The organism is Methanobrevibacter boviskoreani JH1, from assembly GCF_000320505.1.
Taxonomy (GTDB): domain Archaea; phylum Methanobacteriota; class Methanobacteria; order Methanobacteriales; family Methanobacteriaceae; genus Methanarmilla; species Methanarmilla boviskoreani.
In genome coordinates this window covers 1-18,372 of the sequence record NZ_BAGX02000025.1, presented here as the reverse complement: position 1 = coordinate 18,372, position 18,372 = coordinate 1, and the positions used below count along the sequence as shown (strand labels likewise).

General features: G+C 31.0%; 18 protein-coding genes and 5 tRNA genes. 4 read left to right on the top strand and 19 right to left on the bottom strand.

Features of this window, described 5'->3' with window-relative positions:
• Nucleotides 1-332: 332 nt before the first annotated feature.
• The 6 genes from ON24_RS07150 to ON24_RS07125 all read right to left on the bottom strand — a co-directional run bounded on the left by ON24_RS07150 (nucleotide 333) and on the right by ON24_RS07125 (nucleotide 1,513).
• A complete protein-coding gene (locus ON24_RS07150; protein WP_016357957.1) occupies nucleotides 333-578 on the bottom strand; it encodes a DNA-directed RNA polymerase subunit H in 246 nt (81 codons plus the stop codon).
• Nucleotides 579-658: 80 nt separating this feature from the next.
• Nucleotides 659-732 (bottom strand) — tRNA-Lys (locus ON24_RS07145).
• A gap of 92 nt (nucleotides 733-824) precedes the next feature.
• Nucleotides 825-896, bottom strand: a tRNA-Asp gene (locus tag ON24_RS07140).
• 126 nt (nucleotides 897-1,022) lie between these two features.
• Nucleotides 1,023-1,096, bottom strand: a tRNA-Tyr gene (locus ON24_RS07135).
• A gap of 4 nt (nucleotides 1,097-1,100) precedes the next feature.
• Nucleotides 1,101-1,175 (bottom strand) — tRNA-Pro (locus ON24_RS07130).
• A gap of 265 nt (nucleotides 1,176-1,440) precedes the next feature.
• Nucleotides 1,441-1,513 (bottom strand) — tRNA-Thr (locus ON24_RS07125).
• Nucleotides 1,514-2,049: 536 nt separating this feature from the next.
• On the opposite strand from ON24_RS07125, the gene thiM reads away from it, so the two are divergent.
• Nucleotides 2,050-2,925: a hydroxyethylthiazole kinase gene (gene thiM / locus ON24_RS07120; protein ID WP_050553589.1), complete on the top strand. Its 876-nt coding sequence runs from the start codon at nucleotides 2,050-2,052 to the stop codon at nucleotides 2,923-2,925.
• A 438-nt stretch (nucleotides 2,926-3,363) separates the two neighbouring features.
• Here thiM and thiE read toward each other — a convergent pair whose 3' ends face one another.
• From thiE to tpiA, 6 genes are all read right to left on the bottom strand, one after another.
• Nucleotides 3,364-3,990 carry a thiamine phosphate synthase gene (gene thiE / locus ON24_RS07115; protein WP_016357955.1) on the bottom strand — a complete coding sequence of 209 codons (627 nt, stop codon included), beginning with the start codon at nucleotides 3,988-3,990 and terminating at the stop codon, nucleotides 3,364-3,366.
• Nucleotides 3,991-4,310: 320 nt separating this feature from the next.
• Nucleotides 4,311-5,630, bottom strand: coding sequence for a collagen binding domain-containing protein (locus ON24_RS07110; RefSeq protein ID WP_040682450.1), 1,320 nt, complete (start codon nucleotides 5,628-5,630; stop codon nucleotides 4,311-4,313).
• Between the two features lie 206 nt (nucleotides 5,631-5,836).
• Nucleotides 5,837-7,069 carry a phosphoglycerate kinase gene (locus ON24_RS07105; RefSeq protein WP_040682449.1) on the bottom strand — a complete coding sequence of 411 codons (1,233 nt, stop codon included), beginning with the start codon at nucleotides 7,067-7,069 and terminating at the stop codon, nucleotides 5,837-5,839.
• A 170-nt stretch (nucleotides 7,070-7,239) separates the two neighbouring features.
• Nucleotides 7,240-7,875, bottom strand: a complete 636-nt coding sequence (locus ON24_RS07100) for an MBL fold metallo-hydrolase (protein ID WP_016357952.1) — start codon at nucleotides 7,873-7,875, stop codon at nucleotides 7,240-7,242.
• Between the two features lie 117 nt (nucleotides 7,876-7,992).
• Nucleotides 7,993-8,601, bottom strand: a complete 609-nt coding sequence (locus tag ON24_RS07095) for a GNAT family N-acetyltransferase (protein WP_040682448.1) — start codon at nucleotides 8,599-8,601, stop codon at nucleotides 7,993-7,995.
• Nucleotides 8,602-8,836: 235 nt separating this feature from the next.
• Nucleotides 8,837-9,505: a triose-phosphate isomerase gene (gene tpiA, locus ON24_RS07090; RefSeq protein ID WP_040682456.1), complete on the bottom strand. Its 669-nt coding sequence runs from the start codon at nucleotides 9,503-9,505 to the stop codon at nucleotides 8,837-8,839.
• 220 nt (nucleotides 9,506-9,725) lie between these two features.
• On the opposite strand from tpiA, the gene twy1 reads away from it, so the two are divergent.
• A complete protein-coding gene (twy1, locus tag ON24_RS07085) occupies nucleotides 9,726-10,646 on the top strand; it encodes a 4-demethylwyosine synthase TYW1 (protein ID WP_016357949.1) in 921 nt (306 codons plus the stop codon).
• A 47-nt stretch (nucleotides 10,647-10,693) separates the two neighbouring features.
• On the opposite strand, the gene ON24_RS07080 is transcribed toward twy1, so the two are convergent.
• From ON24_RS07080 to ON24_RS07055, 6 genes are all read right to left on the bottom strand, one after another.
• Nucleotides 10,694-11,392, bottom strand: a complete 699-nt coding sequence (locus tag ON24_RS07080; protein ID WP_040682447.1) for a flavodoxin family protein — start codon at nucleotides 11,390-11,392, stop codon at nucleotides 10,694-10,696.
• Between the two features lie 67 nt (nucleotides 11,393-11,459).
• Nucleotides 11,460-12,569: an ADP-forming succinate--CoA ligase subunit beta gene (sucC, locus tag ON24_RS07075; RefSeq protein ID WP_040682446.1), complete on the bottom strand. Its 1,110-nt coding sequence runs from the start codon at nucleotides 12,567-12,569 to the stop codon at nucleotides 11,460-11,462.
• Nucleotides 12,570-12,582: 13 nt separating this feature from the next.
• Nucleotides 12,583-13,134 carry a 2-oxoacid:ferredoxin oxidoreductase subunit gamma gene (locus ON24_RS07070; RefSeq protein ID WP_040682445.1) on the bottom strand — a complete coding sequence of 184 codons (552 nt, stop codon included), beginning with the start codon at nucleotides 13,132-13,134 and terminating at the stop codon, nucleotides 12,583-12,585.
• A 24-nt stretch (nucleotides 13,135-13,158) separates the two neighbouring features.
• The gene (locus ON24_RS07065) at nucleotides 13,159-14,091 is read right to left on the bottom strand and encodes a 2-oxoacid:ferredoxin oxidoreductase subunit beta (protein WP_050553588.1); all 933 of its coding nucleotides are present in this window, start codon (nucleotides 14,089-14,091) and stop codon (nucleotides 13,159-13,161) included.
• 1 nt (nucleotide 14,092) lies between these two features.
• Nucleotides 14,093-15,226, bottom strand: a complete 1,134-nt coding sequence (locus ON24_RS07060) for a 2-oxoacid:acceptor oxidoreductase subunit alpha (protein ID WP_040682444.1) — start codon at nucleotides 15,224-15,226, stop codon at nucleotides 14,093-14,095.
• A gap of 85 nt (nucleotides 15,227-15,311) precedes the next feature.
• Entirely contained in the window at nucleotides 15,312-15,578 is a 267-nt protein-coding gene (locus tag ON24_RS07055; RefSeq protein ID WP_016357943.1) for a 4Fe-4S dicluster domain-containing protein, read from the bottom strand.
• A gap of 235 nt (nucleotides 15,579-15,813) precedes the next feature.
• On the opposite strand from ON24_RS07055, the gene ON24_RS07050 reads away from it, so the two are divergent.
• Complete coding sequence (locus ON24_RS07050) at nucleotides 15,814-16,341, top strand: fumarate hydratase C-terminal domain-containing protein (protein WP_255349074.1); 528 nt, start codon at nucleotides 15,814-15,816, stop codon at nucleotides 16,339-16,341.
• Between the two features lie 43 nt (nucleotides 16,342-16,384).
• Here ON24_RS07050 and ON24_RS07045 read toward each other — a convergent pair whose 3' ends face one another.
• Nucleotides 16,385-16,897, bottom strand: a complete 513-nt coding sequence (locus ON24_RS07045; RefSeq protein ID WP_040682443.1) for a hypothetical protein — start codon at nucleotides 16,895-16,897, stop codon at nucleotides 16,385-16,387.
• 213 nt (nucleotides 16,898-17,110) lie between these two features.
• Between ON24_RS07045 and ON24_RS07040 the strand changes: the two genes are divergently transcribed.
• Nucleotides 17,111-18,259 carry a DUF763 domain-containing protein gene (locus ON24_RS07040; protein WP_040682442.1) on the top strand — a complete coding sequence of 383 codons (1,149 nt, stop codon included), beginning with the start codon at nucleotides 17,111-17,113 and terminating at the stop codon, nucleotides 18,257-18,259.
• Nucleotides 18,260-18,372: the final 113 nt, after the last annotated feature.

Genomic DNA, 18,372 nt, shown 5'->3' with positions numbered 1-18,372 from the left:
ACGTAAACACTAACAATTCTAATTTACCTTTACTGAAACATAATATGAACAATAAAGATTTATATTGATCTAATATATAATCAAAAGCATTAGACTTAATTATAAAGAATCTAAGGATTAAATGATAAAATATTAGATATTTTATAAAATCAGGAATTTAACTTTATAAAACATCTAATATTGTCAGTTAATAATCAATATCAATTATAATTTAAGTAAAAATAACTTACTTATAATTTAATAAAATTAAAAAAGTAAAAAAAATATTATAAATAAGTTTTATCTTTTAATCTAATACTAAATATACTACCAGTTTTTATCAATATAAGAATTTACTCAATATTCCTATCTACAACTAATCTGTAGGTTACAAAAACTCCAGCAGTAGGACTATCACGAGTAATTCTAAGAATATCTCCTTCTTCTGCACCAATATCTTTACAAACAGGGTCTTTTAGAAGAATTTTAGGAAGATTTTCTTCATCATATTCTAAATTATCTAAAAATTCAGCTTTTTCTTCATTGTTCAAAATTTCATGTTTCGGAACTAAATTATGTTTTTGGATATCCAATTTCAAATTAATTTCCTCCAGCTTGAAAAAAATTGATAAAAAACACTATTGAAAAAAAGATAAAATTTAATATAAAAACAAGAAAACGGGCCCGACGGGAATTGAACCCGCGGCCGCTTGGTTAAAAGCCAAGCGCTCTGCCAGACTGAGCTACGAGCCCTTAAGATACTTAAATTTTGGAATTTTCCAATATTAATTTTCTATTACATACTATTTAAATCTTTTTATAAGAAGACTTGACTTTTTAGAAAGCGCCTTGGCCGGGATTTGAACCCGAGTCGCGGGCTCGACAGGCCCACATGATAGCCCCTACACCACCAAGGCACATCACTAACAAATCAACATATTAAGATTTTATAATATGCAACATTAAATACTTTTGTCTTTATAATATATAAAGGTTTCTATTAATCATAAAAATTTTATGAAAAACATGTCAAAAGTATTAAATCCCGCCTGCCGGACTTGAACCAGCAACATTTGGATCTACAGTCCAACGCTCTGCCAAATTGAGCTAAGGCGGGACAGTGGGACCGCCCGGATTTGAACCGGAGTCTCAGGCTCCCAAAGCCCAAAGGATCGACCAAGCTACCCTACGGTCCCATACAAAACTTTGAAATATTACATATAGCAACATTTCTACTTTCTTATATAAGATTAACTTAATATATAAAGCTTTCGTTTTTTACAGTAAATTTTAGTGAAAATTTCGAAAATTTCAAATTTTAAACATGAAAGTTTAAGATAACAAAATCTTAAAAAACTCATGAAATAAAAATTACCAAAGTTTAATAAAAACTAAAAAAATTCCATATTTTTAATCAAAATAAATAAAATAGAAATTGTTTTATAGATAAGTAATATTTAAAGCCCCAGGGGGGAATTGAACCCCCGACCACCAGATTACAAGTCTGGCGCTCTACCGACTGAGCCACTGAGGCATTATCAAATATATCAACATAAAGGTTTTTGTTAAATCTTACATATAAATGTTACGATAATTTTAGTTTTTAAATGGAAAATATAATGGAAAATTGAAAAACACATAAAATTAATAAGACCATAAAAAAATTTTATAAATAGCCTAATTTATTAAAAAATAATTAATTTAATTAAATCAAATAACAATATTGATTCAATCATTTTAATTAAACCTATAAATCACCATAAAGATTTTAAATATTTATGTAATAAAAACAAATATAACAATTGAAAAATTATATTTTTAAAGATTGATAATAAAAAAACAGATAATAATATTTTAGATTAATCTTAATTGAATTTAAAGTATATTGAATTCCCATATAATTAGAAGACATTTTAACTTAGGCTATAAACCAATTTAATAAATGTTTATAATTTAAGACTTGATTCAGATAGAAATTTAAACCATAAATTAATCTTAACAAATATTATTTTAATCTAAAAATCAATTTAATAAGTATTTCAATCTACAAATATTATAAAGGTAAATCATATGAAATGTGAAGAAATGTTAAATGAAACAATTAAAGCATTAAATAATCTTAGAGAAAGGGTTCCACTAACTCAATGTATTACAAATAAGGTAACTGTTAATGACTGTGCGAATGCATTGCTTGCAATAGGCGCATCACCACTAATGAGTGATGAGGTATTAGAACAGAGGGAAATAGTTAGTATTGAACAGGCTCTTGTATTAAATATTGGAACCATTACTCAAAGTCAAGCTGGATCAATGTTTATTGCAGCAGATGAGGCAAATAAAACAGATACTCCCATTGTTTTAGATCCGGTTGGATTTGGAGTAAGTAATTATAGAAATACCATTGTAAGCAAAATAGCGAAAGATAATAAAATAACTGTTGTACGTGGAAATATGTCTGAGATTAAAACCATGTGCAGTTACTTTGGTTTTTTAGACAATCTTGATTTAACAAAAGCTAAAGGTGTGGACGTAGCAGACAGTGATATTATTTCCGAGGACAATCTAGAGAATAATGCTAGAATTGTTAAAGAATTAGCAAAAGGATTAAATACAACTGTAATGGCTAGTGGTCCAATAGACATAATCTCCAATGGTAGGGAAACATATACCATTAAAAATGGTGACAGTCTCATGCCACGTATTACAGGTTCCGGCTGTATGTTATCATCCATTGTTGGAGGATTTGTAGGTTCCAATGACAATCCATTAATAGCAACAATAGCTGCAGGATTAGCAATGGGAATATCTGGAGAGATAGCTGCAGAATATTCAAGGGAAAATAATCTTGGATCTGGAAGCTTTAGAAATATACTCATTGACGAATTATATAAAATCAATAATGACACTATCCTAAAAAGAGCAAAACTAGAAAAACTCGAATTATAATATACTTATTTTTAAATATAGATTAAGTCTATATTTAACTTTCTTTTAAAAATAAAAACCGGTTTTAAACACATTTAAGTCTCTTTTTTTAAAAAACACGTTTTAAATATTTAATTTTTTTAACTTTTTTATATACTTACACTTAAAACAGTCAAGATTTACTTAATTAATTAATATTATAAAATAGCTAGTTTAATTGAAAATTATTATAAAATACCTAATTTATTTAATAGGACAATTATGAAAAAATCGAGTTTACCTAAAACAATAGAATAAAGCGCCGTTGAAAAAATGTTTCATTAAAAAAAAATTAAGATAACTTATAAAAAAAATAGTAGAGATTCTATTAAAAATGGATTAAAATAAGTTATAAAAAATAAGGTATGTCTTTTAATACAATCTATCTAAAATAAGACCTAATGGAAAAAAATAGAAAGATTAAAGATTTTTAAATTCATTAAGCAAGTTTTCACTAGTTTTCTCAGGATTATCTGAGTCCATAATTGCAGATACCACAGCAATACCATCAGCATTAGAACCTTTAAGTTCCTTGACATTATTTTCCTTGATTCCACCAATAGCTACAACGGGAATACTTACAGCTTTTTTAATTTTTTTAAATTCTTCAATATCCACAGAGTCCGCATCGTCTTTTGTTGAAGTTGGAAATACTGCACCACATCCAATATAGTCTGCACCATCTTCCTCTGCCTTTACGGCTTCCTCAACAGTAGATGCTGAAATACCTAAAATTCTATCTGGACCAAGTATATCCCTTGCAACTGCACCGTCAATATCATCTTGCCCTACATGTGCTCCGTCTGCACCTAAAGCAATTGCAATACTTAATCTATCATTAATTATAAGAGGCACATCAAATTTATCAGTTATTTCCTTAACTGCTTTTGCTTTTTCATAGAAAGGTATAAGATCAAGTTCCTTTTCACGTACTTGTACTACACTTACTCCTCCTTTTAAACTATCTTCAACAATATTGAGGAATTCTTGATTTCTTTTATCTGTACTATTAGTAACTAAGTATAATGAATAGTCTATATCTTCCATATTAATCCTCCCTAATTTTATAAATAAATAATCATTAATAATATACTTTATATTATATGAATCTTTACATATATAAAATTTGAAATTAGATGGACTACCAAATAAATAAGGGCATCAACCAATAAAATAGCTTTAACTAGAAATAATTGACAAAATAAGTTAACTTCATTTAAGAATAAAAAAAGAGAATTGTTTAAGAAATTCTGATTTTAAAAAAAATATATTATAAAAGGGGATTTAAAAACCAAACACCATTCTAGTTACTATTAAAGTATGGAATTGAATCTTAAATACCTCCTTTTAAAAAAAAAATTATTTAATTATCCGAAAATTTTACGTTCTACCTTTTCAAAATTACAGGAAGGTACCTTAGCTCCTACCTTTACATATGTATAACCTGGATATGTAAAAGATATATAGTTAAGACCACCGTCTTCTAACATAGACTCTCTAAAATATTCATTATGATAATCGGGTTTATTACATTTAAACCAGTATATATATGCACTTTCATATTTCCTATAAACAGTACCATATTTTTTTACCTTGCCAACATAATAACATGGTCCCACATAGGTGTAGTGAGCTTTAACTGTATGATAAACAACCATACCCCTACATCGTGTTGTTTTATCTTTAGGACGGCCTGTAACAAACACGTCTGGTGGAAGTATGCGGACATATTTACTTACCGTCTTAGCAGAATACTCCTTTTGACCCATACTAATGGATATCTTATAAGTTTTAGGATAAACATCAATCTTAAATTTTGCAATACCATCAGAATCTGTTTTTACAACATTGTTTTTACCATTAATACGTAAAACTACTTTTTTGCCTTTAATAATCCTATTATTTTTATCTAATAATTTAACTGAAAAGTAAGATCCTTTTTTAATTTTATAACCACTGAGTATTTTAAATTTAGAAGGCATCTTTAATACATTAATAGTGTTTCTAACAGTTTTACCATGAGATTTAGAAGTGACAATATACTTACCTGGCCCTAGATTAATAGCTAAAGAAGCGATACCATTTTCATTAGTTTCAATAGTATAAGTATGTTTGGAAACTGTTACATCCACAAGTCTTCCAGATACAGGATTTCCGTCTGCAGTTAATTTAACAGTAAAACGATTAGAGGCACCATAATACTTCTTTAAATTATATCCTACAAGTTTAAAACTAGAATCATCATAAACAGTAATAGAATTAATAGAATAAGTATCCGGAGTATTGTTAAGAACAGTGCTTATTGTATGATATCCCAAATCCAAGTCAGATAAATATACCCCTGCATTGCCATCGTCATCGGTATAATCTGAACCATAAAACTTATCATCCACATAAAAATCAACTGGTTCATAGGAAACTGGATCACCATTACATTTAACAGCAACACTGTAATAGGTACCGTCACCATAATCCATGTCTGAATCATCTGATTCGATATAGTAAACAGGCTGATCATCTTCAGAATTACCTACAATCTGAGGATTTTCTAAATTATTGTTTGCAGTACTCAAATTATGATTCAAGTTTGAACCATTATTTAAATCAGCAGCAGAAATTGAACCTAAACATAAAAATAGCACTGATAGAACCATTAAAATTAATAAAGATTTCCTATATAATTTCATTTCATTACACCCCCTATTAATTTTAATAGTATATTTAAAAATAAGAATTATTAAATTTTTTTATTTAATATGAAAAATGGGATTTATTAATTGGTTATATTTTAAGCAAAAAAGAAAAGAATACGGAGCGAAAATAAGAACAAATAAAAAAAAAGTAAAAGATGCAGAATCATCAATATAATAATTAACTAGAAGGATTGAAAGAATTAATGATAAACATGCCTAGACTTATTGTCAATTAATGCCTCTACAGCATCTAATTTCTTGCCTGCAAGAAGATTTATACAAGCCCCACCACCACTACTTACATGGTCAACCTTATTTTCATAACCCATACTTACAGTAGCGGCACCAATATGACCTCCCCCAATGATAGAGTATCCCTTTGATGAGGCGATGGAATTAATAATATCCTCGGTACCTATTGAAAATCTTGAATCCTCGAATACGCCTGCAGGACCATTGGCAAATATTGTCTTAGCATTTAAGATAATCTTTGAATATCTGGCACTTGTTTTTTTGCCAATATCAAATATGGAATAATTTGGAATATTGTCTACTGGAACATCTACCCTTTCCTCATCCTTCTCAATAGCTACATCCTCAGGATAGATAATATTATCAGGATATTCTTCAAGTAATCTTTTACATACATCTATCTGATCAATATATCCCTGGGATTTAATAAAGTCCATATTAACCTGGCCAATATCATATCCGGCTGCTGCAAGAAAGATATTTGCAACCAAACCACTAGTTAAAACATAATCAGCAGTGCCATTCTTACACACATTTTCTGCAACCATGATTGAATCATCGGCTTTCATACCACCTAAAGCAAATACACATGGAGATTCAACATTATCCAAAGTATTCATAATTACATTTAATTCATGTTCCATTACACGGCCTGCTGCAGAAGGTGTATTTAATGTAAATCCTACAAGAGAGACCTGACCTCTATGAGCTGCTGCAAATGCATCATTAACAAAGAAATCGATTAATGGAGAAAGTTCCCTAACTATAATAGATTGAGCTTGCTGTTCAACTGGACGTTTTAATGATTCTTCTGCAAAAAATCTGACATTCTCAAGGAGTAGAACCTCACCGGGACGAAGATTATTAATTGCAATTTTAGCAGGAGTTGAGAAAATAGAATCAACATAATGAACTTTACGATTTAAAAGACGGGTCAATACTTTTGAATGTTGCCTTAAAGTTGTAAAATCCTTTTTACCAGGACGTGATTGATGGGCTAAAAGAATCACCCTAGCACCTTTACGTGCTAATTCAGTGATAGTTTTAACATGTAATTTCATCCTTGTATCATCCAATATTACTCCAGTATTTGGATCAACCGGAGAATTAATATCAATTCTTAAAAGCACTGTTTTTCCTTCAACATCAAAATCATCAATAGTATAAAACTTACCAGCCATTGTCTCACTCTATTAAAATATATTATGAAATACTTTGTAATTTATGTTTAATAAAATTTAGTAAAAATCAGAATAAAAATTATAAAAAAATCAAAAAGTAATTTTTTAAATTTTTAATTAAAGGTATGTTTTTAAAAAAAATATCTTCCAGATGAATATTTAAAATAGATTCAATACCATTTATTGGCATTGTCACTTGATAATTTTACATGTCTGTTTCCTTCACCAACAATATAAGGACCATGACCTGTAAACAAATTTTTAACATCCAGTTGGGCAAGACGTGCTAATGATTTTTTCATTTCATCAGTATTTCCTGTTGGATAATCGCTTCTTCCAAAACTACCATTGGAAAATACAGTATCCCCTGCAATTAAAGACTTACCGTCATATAAACAAATACCCCCAATAGTATGTCCAGGAGTATTTAACACCTTAAAATCATTAATCATGTCTCCCTCTTTAAGTTTATTTATATTAATATCAGGAACCCTAGAACCGAAACTTGTAGATACAGTAGTGTCACCATCCTCATTTTCTATAAATTTAGCATCCTCCTCATGCATATAAACTTCAAGACCATATTCCTTTTGCAGATATTCGTCTCCCCCAACATGGTCAAAGTGGCAATGGGTATTTACAATTCTATTAAAATCATCAAAGGATTTACCTGCTTCTTTTAAACTATCAGCCAAATAATTTATATTGCGGCCAGTACCTGGATCTACAATGACATCATCAAATACATATGTATTAGAATCCAAATCCATTCCAATAATAGCTATAACATTATCAACTCTTTCCATCATAACACCTGAAAATAGTAATTATTTTATATTATTATATTTAATCTTAAATAATCTTTTAAGTGATTGATCAACTTTCACAATCTACAATATACAATCTAAAGAGACATCCTATAATTATTTCAAACTTAATTTCATTCCATAACAGCCATTGGAATATCCTAGAAAATCAATCCAATGTTTACTGTCATATTTAAAACCCAATTTCATATAGAAGTTAGGAAGTTCCTTCTTGAAATATTCCACATCAAGCATGACACTATCGCAGTTTAGGTCTTTTGCCTTATCAATACAAAATTTTACTAATTTTGAACCTAGCCTATTATGTCTAAAGTTAGGATTTACAAATAGATTTCCAATATAGTAATCGTTATCACCTACATGTGAGGCAAAAAGATAATCATATAATGGAAACAGATTTATCTTAATGAAGTTAGAACATCCTGTCTCGAACAATGCTGATTTAACATCAGAATAGGTAAAATCTTCCCCCCTATAAGCTAAGACAATACCCAGAATATCCTCATCATGATCGTCATCATATGCAACTGTTAAGAATTTTCTATGATAAGGATTAACAATATCTGATTTAATCATTATACCGATTGCTTTTATAGAGTTTTTACGGTTATTAAAAAGCTTATCAAATGTTCTATCTGTTTGATAAATAAAATCAGCAATCTGGTAAATATTATCGGAGTCTTTTAATTGTCTAAATTTAATCATAATATCTTTAAAAATTGTTTTTATAAGTTATATTATTTTTAAAACTATTTAAATATTTTTAAAATAGAATAAACTTAAAAAATAAGTAAAATACCACAAAATCATTAAAATTAATTATTAGAATACATTAAAAAAATAAGTTAAAAACCATAAAAAATTACCAATACATTCAATGGATTTAATTATGAAAATATTTAAAAGAAGTTAAAGAAGTAAAATAAAAAATAGTTAATGATTATAATTTACTTACAAGATCAACTAAAGCTTTTTTAGGATTTTCAGCTTTTACAATGCCTGATGCAAGAAGCACACCTTCAGCACCTAAGTCTATTGCAGCACGCATATCCTCACCAGTAGATATGCCGGCACCACATAAAACTTTTACATCCGGATTGATCTCTTTTACCTTAGTTACAGTACCTTCAACAACTTCAGGTTCTGCCTGGGATACAGAAACACCGGTACCTATAAGTTGTGGTGGTTCAATAGCTACAATATCAGGATTAAAACAAGCAGCAGCCACACTGGTTTCAACATTGTTTGTACAGATACATGATATTAATTCCTCATCATGTAATTTCTGATTGACAGATTGAATATCTGCCAAAGTCAATCTTTTCTCGGAGTGATTAATTAATGAACCGTCAATACCATTATCCACTAAAGCTTCAAATAAAGTAGAACCGGTATGACTTCCAGGTGCAATAGCATCAATATGTTGGGATAAAACTGGAATACTTGTCTCTTCTTTAATCCTATAAATATCACATGCTTGAGGAGCAGCAACCATTGTAATACCAGTTTCATCAGCTGCACTCTCTAAAGATTTAGCTAAATCTAAAGCTTTTTCCCCACTTGCTTCCAAATATGTCTTAAAGTTTAAAATAACTACAGGAGTTTTTATACTTGCCATGAAATACCTCGTTAATTAAAGTTCAATTTTTTTAATTTTCAAATAATAATATATCCAATTAAATATAAATATTTTTAAAGATTAATAAATCTCAAATTAAAATTAATTATATTAAAAAATAAATATAATTATATTAGTTTTAATAAAAATTAAAATATTATAATTGCATTTATAGAAAAATTTCAATATTTAAAAATTTTTAATGATTATTATGTCACTTAGTAAAGAAGAGCAGAAAATATTAGAGCATAGCGGTTACCGTTTTGTTGGTCAACATGGTCATGCTGCATGTAAAATATGTCACTGGACAAGGGAAAGCATCGTTAATAGAGGTGTCTGTTACAAACAGAAATTCTATGGAATAGAATCCCACAGATGCCTACAGATGTCACCTGCAGTTCCATTTTGTCAACAGAAATGTTCATTTTGTTGGAGAGACCTAAGTCTTACAGAAACAGAATGGAGCGGTAGTTGGGATGACCCTGAAACCATAATAGATGAGGCGATTAAAGCCCATAATCTTTTATTATGCGGTTATTATGGTAATGATAAAGCAGATAAAAAGAAACTTGAGGAATTAAAACAGCCTACCAATGCGGCAATATCCCTTGCAGGGGAGCCAACACTATATCCTGAAATAGACGAGCTTATTGGTGAGTTTAATCACAGAGGTTTTTCAACATTTCTAGTATCTAATGGCCAATATTATAAAAAATTGGAAAACCTTAGAAACGAACCTACTCAAACCTATCTTTCCCTTGACGCACCTAACAGTAAAATCTATAGAAGTTTATGCAATCCCCAAATAAATGATGGTTGGGACAATTTAAATAAATCTCTCAATATTCTTAATGGCTTTTCAAACAATACAGCCATACGAATTACCATGGTTAAAGGTAGAAATATGACTTCACCTGAGGATTATGCTAAACTTATAGAAATTGCAGATCCGACCTATGTTGAAGTTAAAGCATATATGTGTGTAGGCTCTTCCCGTGAAAGACTAACCCTAGATAATATGCCAACATATAATGAGGTTAAGGATTTTGCATCAAAAATAGGTTCCTATTGTGGACGTAAGGTTACTGACGGCTCAGAGATAAGTCGTGTTGTACTACTTACAAAGGAATAAGCAAGAACAATAGAAAAATCAGAAAAAAAATAAGTATTGTTTAATTTTTAAATATTGCAATTTAATTTTCTTTCCATTGCATCTAAAGCAAGGGACCTTCCTAGATCATAGGCATTCTGTAGATCAATAGGAAAATGTTCCTCTCTTCTTTTAATTTTATGTTCCGGATTGAAAATCTCGTTTTTATATTTGGAATAGTCCTTGAATTGATAGGTATCAAATACCTTTAAAGAATAAGGTTTTCCATATATCCTTTCAATACCATTTTCAAATAAATCCAAAACCATAGGAACTTCGGATTCATCATACTGTTGTTTAGTTAGATTCATTGTATATATGCATCCTACAGGTAACATATTAGATGCCAATGATGATGCCCCCCTATCATATACAAGATATGGAAAGATAAATCTCTCATAAAAGGATCTCATCTGACCTGTTACATCTGATAGATATATTGGACTTCCAAGAACTACACCATCGGCAGATTCTAAACCTTTTAAGATAGGTTTTAAATCATCTTTAATATTACAATGACCATAGTGTTTACCATTAATTCTTTTACAAGCAAAACAACTTCTACAACCAGTATATTTTAGTTTATAAAGATTGAAAAATTTCACTTTAATCTTTTCATCTGGCAATTCCACTTTAATTGTATCGTTAATACCTTCTAAAGACTTTGTAAGAAGTTGGGCAGTATTTCTATTCTTTCTAGGACTTCCATTTACCACATAAAATTTCATAAAAATACCCCTAATATATAAAAAAACTTAAAAAAAATAGAAAAAGGTTATATAAAAAAAGAAGAATTTAATCTTTTATAGAGTTACATATTTCAACTGCTTTTTCTGCAGCCTTTTCCATGGAAACTTCAAATGGAATTCCTGCTTTCTCCAATATTCTTTGACCTTCCTCTTCATTGGTACCAGTAAGTCTGATAACTATTGGAACATTCCTTTTAGTATTATTAATTGCATTTACCACTCCTTTTGCAACATCATCTGCACGGGTAATACCACCTAATACATTTAAGAATACAACTTTAACAGGAGGGTAATTTAAAACTAGATTTAAAGCCTTTTTAATAGTTTCCTCTGATGAGCCTCCACCAATATCCAAGAAGGTTGCAGGTTTACCACCATAAAGATTAATCATGTCCATACCAGTCAATGTGAGACCAGCACCATTTCCAAGAACTGCAATATCACCGTCAAGTTTTACAAATCCGAATTCTTTAGGTTTAGTTCCACCAATACCAATTAAATCTTGATGTCTAAATACAGCATCATTTTCAACGGTGAGTTTTGCATCTGCAGCATATATTCCATCAGGTGTAAGTACTAAAGGATTGATTTCGGCAATCTCGGCATCATATTTTTTATAGATATTGAAGAGTTTATAGATGACTCCACCGATTTCAGATACATATTTAGATTCAACACCCATTTGACAAGCTATATCACGTGCCTCATATGGTAAGAATTCTTCTAGAGGATTTACATGATATTTTATAATTTTATCAGGGTCGGTTACAGCAAGATTTTCAATCTCCACTCCACCTTCAGCACTTGCCATGATAATAGGTTTCTTAGTGGATCTATCTGTGGAAACACTTAAGTAGAATTCTTGTTGAATGTCTGCCTTTTCTTCAATTAATAAACTTTTAACAGGTTCTCCTTTGATTTTACTACTTAAAAGGTTATCTGCAATGTCATAAACATCTCCAGGATGATCTGCAAATTTAATTCCGCCAGCTTTACCTCTTCCACCAACTAAAACCTGGGATTTAATAGCTACAGCACAACCCATATCCGTTGCAATATCAACAGCTTCCTCTGGAGAATATGCGACATGACCCTTTAAGGTTTTAATTCCATTATCTCTAAATAACTTCTTTGATATATATTCAAAAAATTTCATGTAAACATCCCCATTAATCTTCTACTATTCTCATTCCTGCTTCAAAAGCTTGTATATTTTTCTTTTCAGTTCCTTTAGGAACGCTATCAAGAACAGATTGGCGAGCAGCCTCTTCAGAAACAATTCCAGTAGCTTTGGTAATAGCACCAACCATAACAATATTAGCTACAATCTTAAGACCAACCTCATTGACTGCTGTATCAGTTGCCCTTGCATGGTAAACTTTAAGTTCACGTTTTTCAATGAAATCTTTAATGTCTTCTTCCTCAACCATATCAGGATCTATAATCAAGGTTGCACCTTGTTTTAAATCTACCATATATTTAAGCAAAGCTTCATGAGACATTGCAACCAATATATCCGGATTTTCAACCTTCGGATAATCAATATCCTCATCACTTATAACGACTTCACATCTTGAAGCTCCTCCACGAGCCTCAGGACCATAAGACTGAGTTTGAACAGCGTTAATATTATCAAATAAAGAGGCAGCTTTACCGATAATAATACCTGCCAATATAACACCTTGACCTCCAAAACCTGCTATTCTAATTTCTTTTCTCATAAAAATATCTCCTATTAATTCTATTTATTCCTCGGATTCCTCTTCATCATCAAAAGATTTTAAAAAAGCTGAACGTCTAAGGGTTTTTTTACCATAGTTTTCTTTAGACAATTCCTGAATATTATCAGTAAATTCGAAACTTGATTTATTTACAAATTCTCCAATAACGATTTTTCCTTCAAGTTCATGCTCACTCATAAGTTTAGTATTGTTAATATATATTGAAGATTCTTTAAGGAAGTTAATCATACTTACAGGGGTTTTCATCTTATTTTTTCTTCCAAAGTAAGTAGGACATTGAGATACAATCTCAATAAATGAGAATCCCTTATTTTTTAATCCTCTTTCAATAGATTTTGCTGCACTTTCAACTTGAGCAGTGGTCCATCTTGCAACATAGGTTGCACCAGCTGCAGCTACAAGTTCAGCTAAGTGGAATGGTTTATCCCTATTTCCATAAGGTGCGGTAGAACCGAAACTGCCCTTTGGAGAAGTTGGGCTGATTTGACCACCGGTCATTCCATAAATATTGTTGTTAATGCATATAACGGTAAGATCAATGTTTCTTCTTGCAGCATGAATCAAATGGTTTCCACCAATAGATGCGCAGTCACCGTCACCAGTAAAGACAACAACATCCAAGTCAGGATTTGAAACCTTTAAACCTGTTGCAAAACTTAATGCCCTTCCATGGGTTGTGTGAAGTGAATCACATTTTACATAACCTGGAATTCTAGAGGAACAGCCAATACCGGATACCATAGCCACATTATCAATATCCAGGTTTGCTTCCTCCATGCCTTTAAAGAATGTATTGATAATAGTACCGTTTCCACATCCTGGGCAGAATATGTGAGGTAATCTATCTTCCCTTAAATATTGAATGTAACGAGCCTCAGCTCTTTTTGGTTTTTCAAAATCATCATTAATAGTATATTCGTCAATCTCTTCAGCCATCTTAATTACCTCCAACAGACTTAATTACAGATAATATTTCTCCAGGTTTATGAAGCTCTCCACCAATCTTACTTAAAAGATGTACCTCTGCATCACCCTGGGATACCCTTTCAACTTCATGAACCATTTGGCCTAAGTTCATCTCAGGTACAATCACATGTTTTGCAGATTCGCAAACAGCCTTGACTTTCTCATCTGGGAATGGCCATGGAGTATCAATTTTTAAATATCCTGCTTTAATACCTTCTTCCCTTGCCTCTTTAACAGCGGTAATAGTTGATCTTACAGGAGCCCCATAGGCTACAATTACTATATCTGCATCATCTAAGTATTCGCCTTTAACATGTGTGATTTTATCCCTATTTTTTAAAACCTTGTTACATAGTCTTTTTACAAGTCTTGCATGAGTTTTAGGATTATTAGTATCAGGATAACCTCTTTCATCATGAGTTAAACCGGATACATGAACATTATATCCATCACCAAATGCAGGCATAGGATTTGTTGCATTTTTCCTATTCTTAAATGGTAGGAAAGTATCGGTATCCATTGTAGGTTCTTTTCTTGCTGTAATTTTAACCTCCTCAGGGATTGTAATTTTCTCCCTCATATGACCAATGGATTCCTCAGTTAATAAAAATACTGGGACCCTATATCTTTCAGCTAAGTTAAATGCTTTGATTGTAAAATCAAAATATTCCTGTACTGAGGAAGGAGATAATGCAATAGGCTCATAATCACCATGGGAACCCCAACGTGCCTGCATCATATCGCTTTGACTTGCCATAGTAGGTTGACCTGTAGAAGGAGAACCTCTTTGTACATCAACAATCACAAGTGGTGTCTCTGTCATGAATGCATAACCTAAATTTTCCTGCATAAGTGAAATACCAGGACCACTAGTTGCAGTCATGGATTTGGTACCGCCCCAACTAGCACCAATAACCGCACCCATTGATGATATTTCATCTTCCATCTGAACAAAAGAACCTCCATATTTTGGAAGTAATCTAGCCAAATTCTCAGCTACTTCAGTAGAAGGAGTAATAGGATAACCTGCAAAGAATCTGCAGCCCCCTTTAATTGCACCAAGTGCACAAGCTTCATTACCTTGAATAAATAAGTTTTCTACCATTTTATAAACCTCTCTGTAGAATTTTCCTAAAAATCTTAAAATTAATCTAAATAAACTATGAAATCATCTATTAAAAGTTAAATCGTTATATTTTCCTCTTTGCAAAATTTGGATTAAATGCATAAGTATTATTCTTATTCATCCACCAATGTTCTGGAACGTTTACTAATATTGCTTGGTCAGGACATAACAACTCACATTCTTTACAATTAGAACATTCTTTTTCATTAGTAGGAATAGGTAAAAATACTCCTTTCTTATTTGCTTTTTTGGAAACAGTATAAACATGTTTATGACATGTGTTTACACATAATAAACATCCTTTACATAAATCAGGATCAATATATATCATAAAAATCTCCTTAGTTTTCCATAATGAAAAATCAATATAAATTCATATTAATTATATTTATTATTATATACATTTAAATAATTTTTTAATATTTAGTAGTATTTATAAAAAAACGGAATAAAATCGAATAATCATACCATGAACCAATATTAGTTAAAAATAATTAAATGGAAAATATAACTATAGAAACAATAAGAATATTATATTGAAAAAAAATTAAGAAATAATTAAAAGGATTAAAAAAAACCGTTTTAGAAATGATAAAATGATTGATATAAACATACCCATATCAGATAAGGAACTTAATCAGTTAAAAATAAATGATAAGATTCTAATTAATGGAACCATATACACTGGAAGGGATGCTGTACTTCCCAAATTAGCGAAAATGATTAGAAACAATGAGGACATTCCAATAGATATAAAAGGAAGTGCTATTATGCATACCGCAGTAAGTGATGCAGGTATAGCCACCACAACATCCAATAAAAAGGACATAGAATCAAACATCCCCATACTTTCAAAGGCAGGTGTTAAAATCCATATTGGAAAAGGCGCATTAAATGATAAAACAAAAGATGCCCTTTTAAAATACAATTCCATATATGTGGTATCTCCTCCTGTTGCGGCCCTTTTAACAGATTCTGTAATATCAAAGGAATGTGTCATGTTTAAAGAAGAGGGAATCGAGGGCTGTTTTAAATTAGAAGTTAAAGATTTACCTGCAATCGTTGCAATAGCCAATGGTGAAAGTATATTTTAGGTAAAAATAGAATTTTATATAAAAAATAAAAAAATAATTAAAATTATGGACTTAAGGTTTGAGTACCTGTTCTAGTTTCTAAAGAGAAGTCATAGTAATTTACAACACCATTATATCTTACCTTAATACGGGCACTATCTGGATATTCTGGCATTGGAGTATTATCTACAGCCTCAAAAGCTAGATCATTAGATAATTTATAGGATTGTTCACTTGGACTGTTTAAAGCCGCACCATCCCTATAATACCAAACTGTCACATATACGTCATCAAGATAGTTACCATTTGCAAAGTTTAGTGTGACACTTTCACCTGTATCCGGATTACCATCTGAATAGAATGACGCTGAATTAAGTTCAAGACCACTGCCAGCAGATGAAGTGGAGTTGCTGCCATTATTTCCAACATTAGAACCATTAGTACTATTTTGAACCACATTTGCTTGGGAATCATCATTGTTAGAATTATTGTTGTTTACTATCACAATAGATCCACAGATTACTGTAACACAAACAATAATACAAACACAGATAACAATCAGCTGATTTCTTTCCATCGATTCACCTCCTTATAAAAACCATTAAACATAAAATTAGTTAGTTAATTTTTTATAAAAAATTTTATTTATATCTATCTAAAAAATTAAATAGTTTTCAGATGGAAATTGTTTACTAGAAAAAAGACCAGATGAATTAAAGATAGAAAAAAATATTAATAGTTTTCAGACGGACTCTTAATATTTATATTATTATAAAGTCAAGGCATTAATATGCAAAGAAAGGGAATAGCAAATTTACCGATGCATACAGGACATGCGCCTAGATGGTTATGGACAAGGATGGTAAAGTTGTCAAAGGCCATAAGTGAAGTCATACTTGAAGAGTATGGACAGAAAGAGCTTTTAGAAAGAATCTCGGATCCATATTGGTTTCAAAGTTTCTCATGTGTTATAGGATTTGATTGGCATTCCTCTGGTACAACCACCACAACATGCGGTGCACTTAGAGCCGCACTTACACCGGAAGACCACGGAATAGCTGTATTAGGTGGTAAAGGGAAAAATTCCAAAAAAACTCCAAGGCAATTAGAAAGCAAGGGGGAATACTTCAATCTTTCAGACAAAAATATAGACAATCTTGTAAAAAGCTCAAAGCTATCTGCTAAAATCGACAATGCATGTATCCAGGACAGCTACACATTATACCAACATAACTTCTTCCTAACAGAAAAAGGAGATTGGGCTGTTGTTCAACAAGGAATGAATCTCGATAAAAAATATGCCCGCCGCTATCATTGGATGAGTGATGAGTTTGACAGTTTCCTAGAAGATCCCCACACGGGAATAAGCTGTGATAAAAAAAGAAAAAGTACCTTGAATATGGCATCTAAGGAAAGTAAGGAAGTACAGAAGATTAGTGTCGATTTAATTAATGACAATCCAGATCACCTTCGTAAATACTTTAGACCTAAAGACCCAGAACAAACATCTTTAATGGATTTCTTTGATAACAGTCCTGCAGATTTCAGTAACTTCAATAATCAGGAAGAATTTACAATGCCACAACATCATCCAGTTCTTGAGATGGATTTGTCAGATAAAGAATTCGAGGTTCTTAAAAAGGCATATGAAATTCAGCCTGAAAAATATGAGGAGCTAATTATGCTTAATGGAATAGGCCCTAAGAAAATAAGGGCATTGGCATTAATCAGTGATATCATTTATGGTGAAAAGGCGAGCTGGAGGGATCCTGTAAAATACAGTTTTGCACATGGAGGTAAAGACGGTTTCCCATATCCTGTTGATAGGGAAACTTATGATCATTCCATTGAAACAATGAAGGATGCACTTTACCAGTCAAAACTAGATGATAATGAGAAATTAGGTGCAATCAAACGATTAAATAAATATATGGCTTGATTTTATAACTGTGACTTTACTAAATAGTTTTAAAAATAATTAGTTTTTAGATATAATTATACTGATTAAAAACCATTTTAAAAATTCTAAACAAGCAAGAAAAAGATAATACC

Bases quoted from the DNA above. Each gene is read 5' to 3' on its own strand.
- ON24_RS07040 (WP_040682442.1), top strand. From the start codon at position 17,111: ATGCAAAGAAAGGGAATAGCAAATTTACCGATGCATACAGGACATGCG.
- ON24_RS07080 (WP_040682447.1), bottom strand. From the start codon at position 11,392: ATGAAATTTTATGTGGTAAATGGAAGTCCTAGAAAGAATAGAAATACT.
- ON24_RS07060 (WP_040682444.1), bottom strand. From the start codon at position 15,226: ATGGTAGAAAACTTATTTATTCAAGGTAATGAAGCTTGTGCACTTGGT.
- ON24_RS07045 (WP_040682443.1), bottom strand. From the start codon at position 16,897: ATGGAAAGAAATCAGCTGATTGTTATCTGTGTTTGTATTATTGTTTGT.
- ON24_RS07110 (WP_040682450.1), bottom strand. From the start codon at position 5,630: ATGAAATTATATAGGAAATCTTTATTAATTTTAATGGTTCTATCAGTG.
- ON24_RS07070 (WP_040682445.1), bottom strand. From the start codon at position 13,134: ATGAGAAAAGAAATTAGAATAGCAGGTTTTGGAGGTCAAGGTGTTATA.
- ON24_RS07105 (WP_040682449.1), bottom strand. From the start codon at position 7,069: ATGGCTGGTAAGTTTTATACTATTGATGATTTTGATGTTGAAGGAAAA.
- ON24_RS07055 (WP_016357943.1), bottom strand. From the start codon at position 15,578: ATGATATATATTGATCCTGATTTATGTAAAGGATGTTTATTATGTGTA.
- sucC (WP_040682446.1), bottom strand. From the start codon at position 12,569: ATGAAATTTTTTGAATATATATCAAAGAAGTTATTTAGAGATAATGGA.
- ON24_RS07100 (WP_016357952.1), bottom strand. From the start codon at position 7,875: ATGGAAAGAGTTGATAATGTTATAGCTATTATTGGAATGGATTTGGAT.
- thiE (WP_016357955.1), bottom strand. From the start codon at position 3,990: ATGGAAGATATAGACTATTCATTATACTTAGTTACTAATAGTACAGAT.
- thiM (WP_050553589.1), top strand. From the start codon at position 2,050: ATGAAATGTGAAGAAATGTTAAATGAAACAATTAAAGCATTAAATAAT.
- ON24_RS07095 (WP_040682448.1), bottom strand. From the start codon at position 8,601: ATGATTAAATTTAGACAATTAAAAGACTCCGATAATATTTACCAGATT.
- twy1 (WP_016357949.1), top strand. From the start codon at position 9,726: ATGTCACTTAGTAAAGAAGAGCAGAAAATATTAGAGCATAGCGGTTAC.
- ON24_RS07065 (WP_050553588.1), bottom strand. From the start codon at position 14,091: ATGGCTGAAGAGATTGACGAATATACTATTAATGATGATTTTGAAAAA.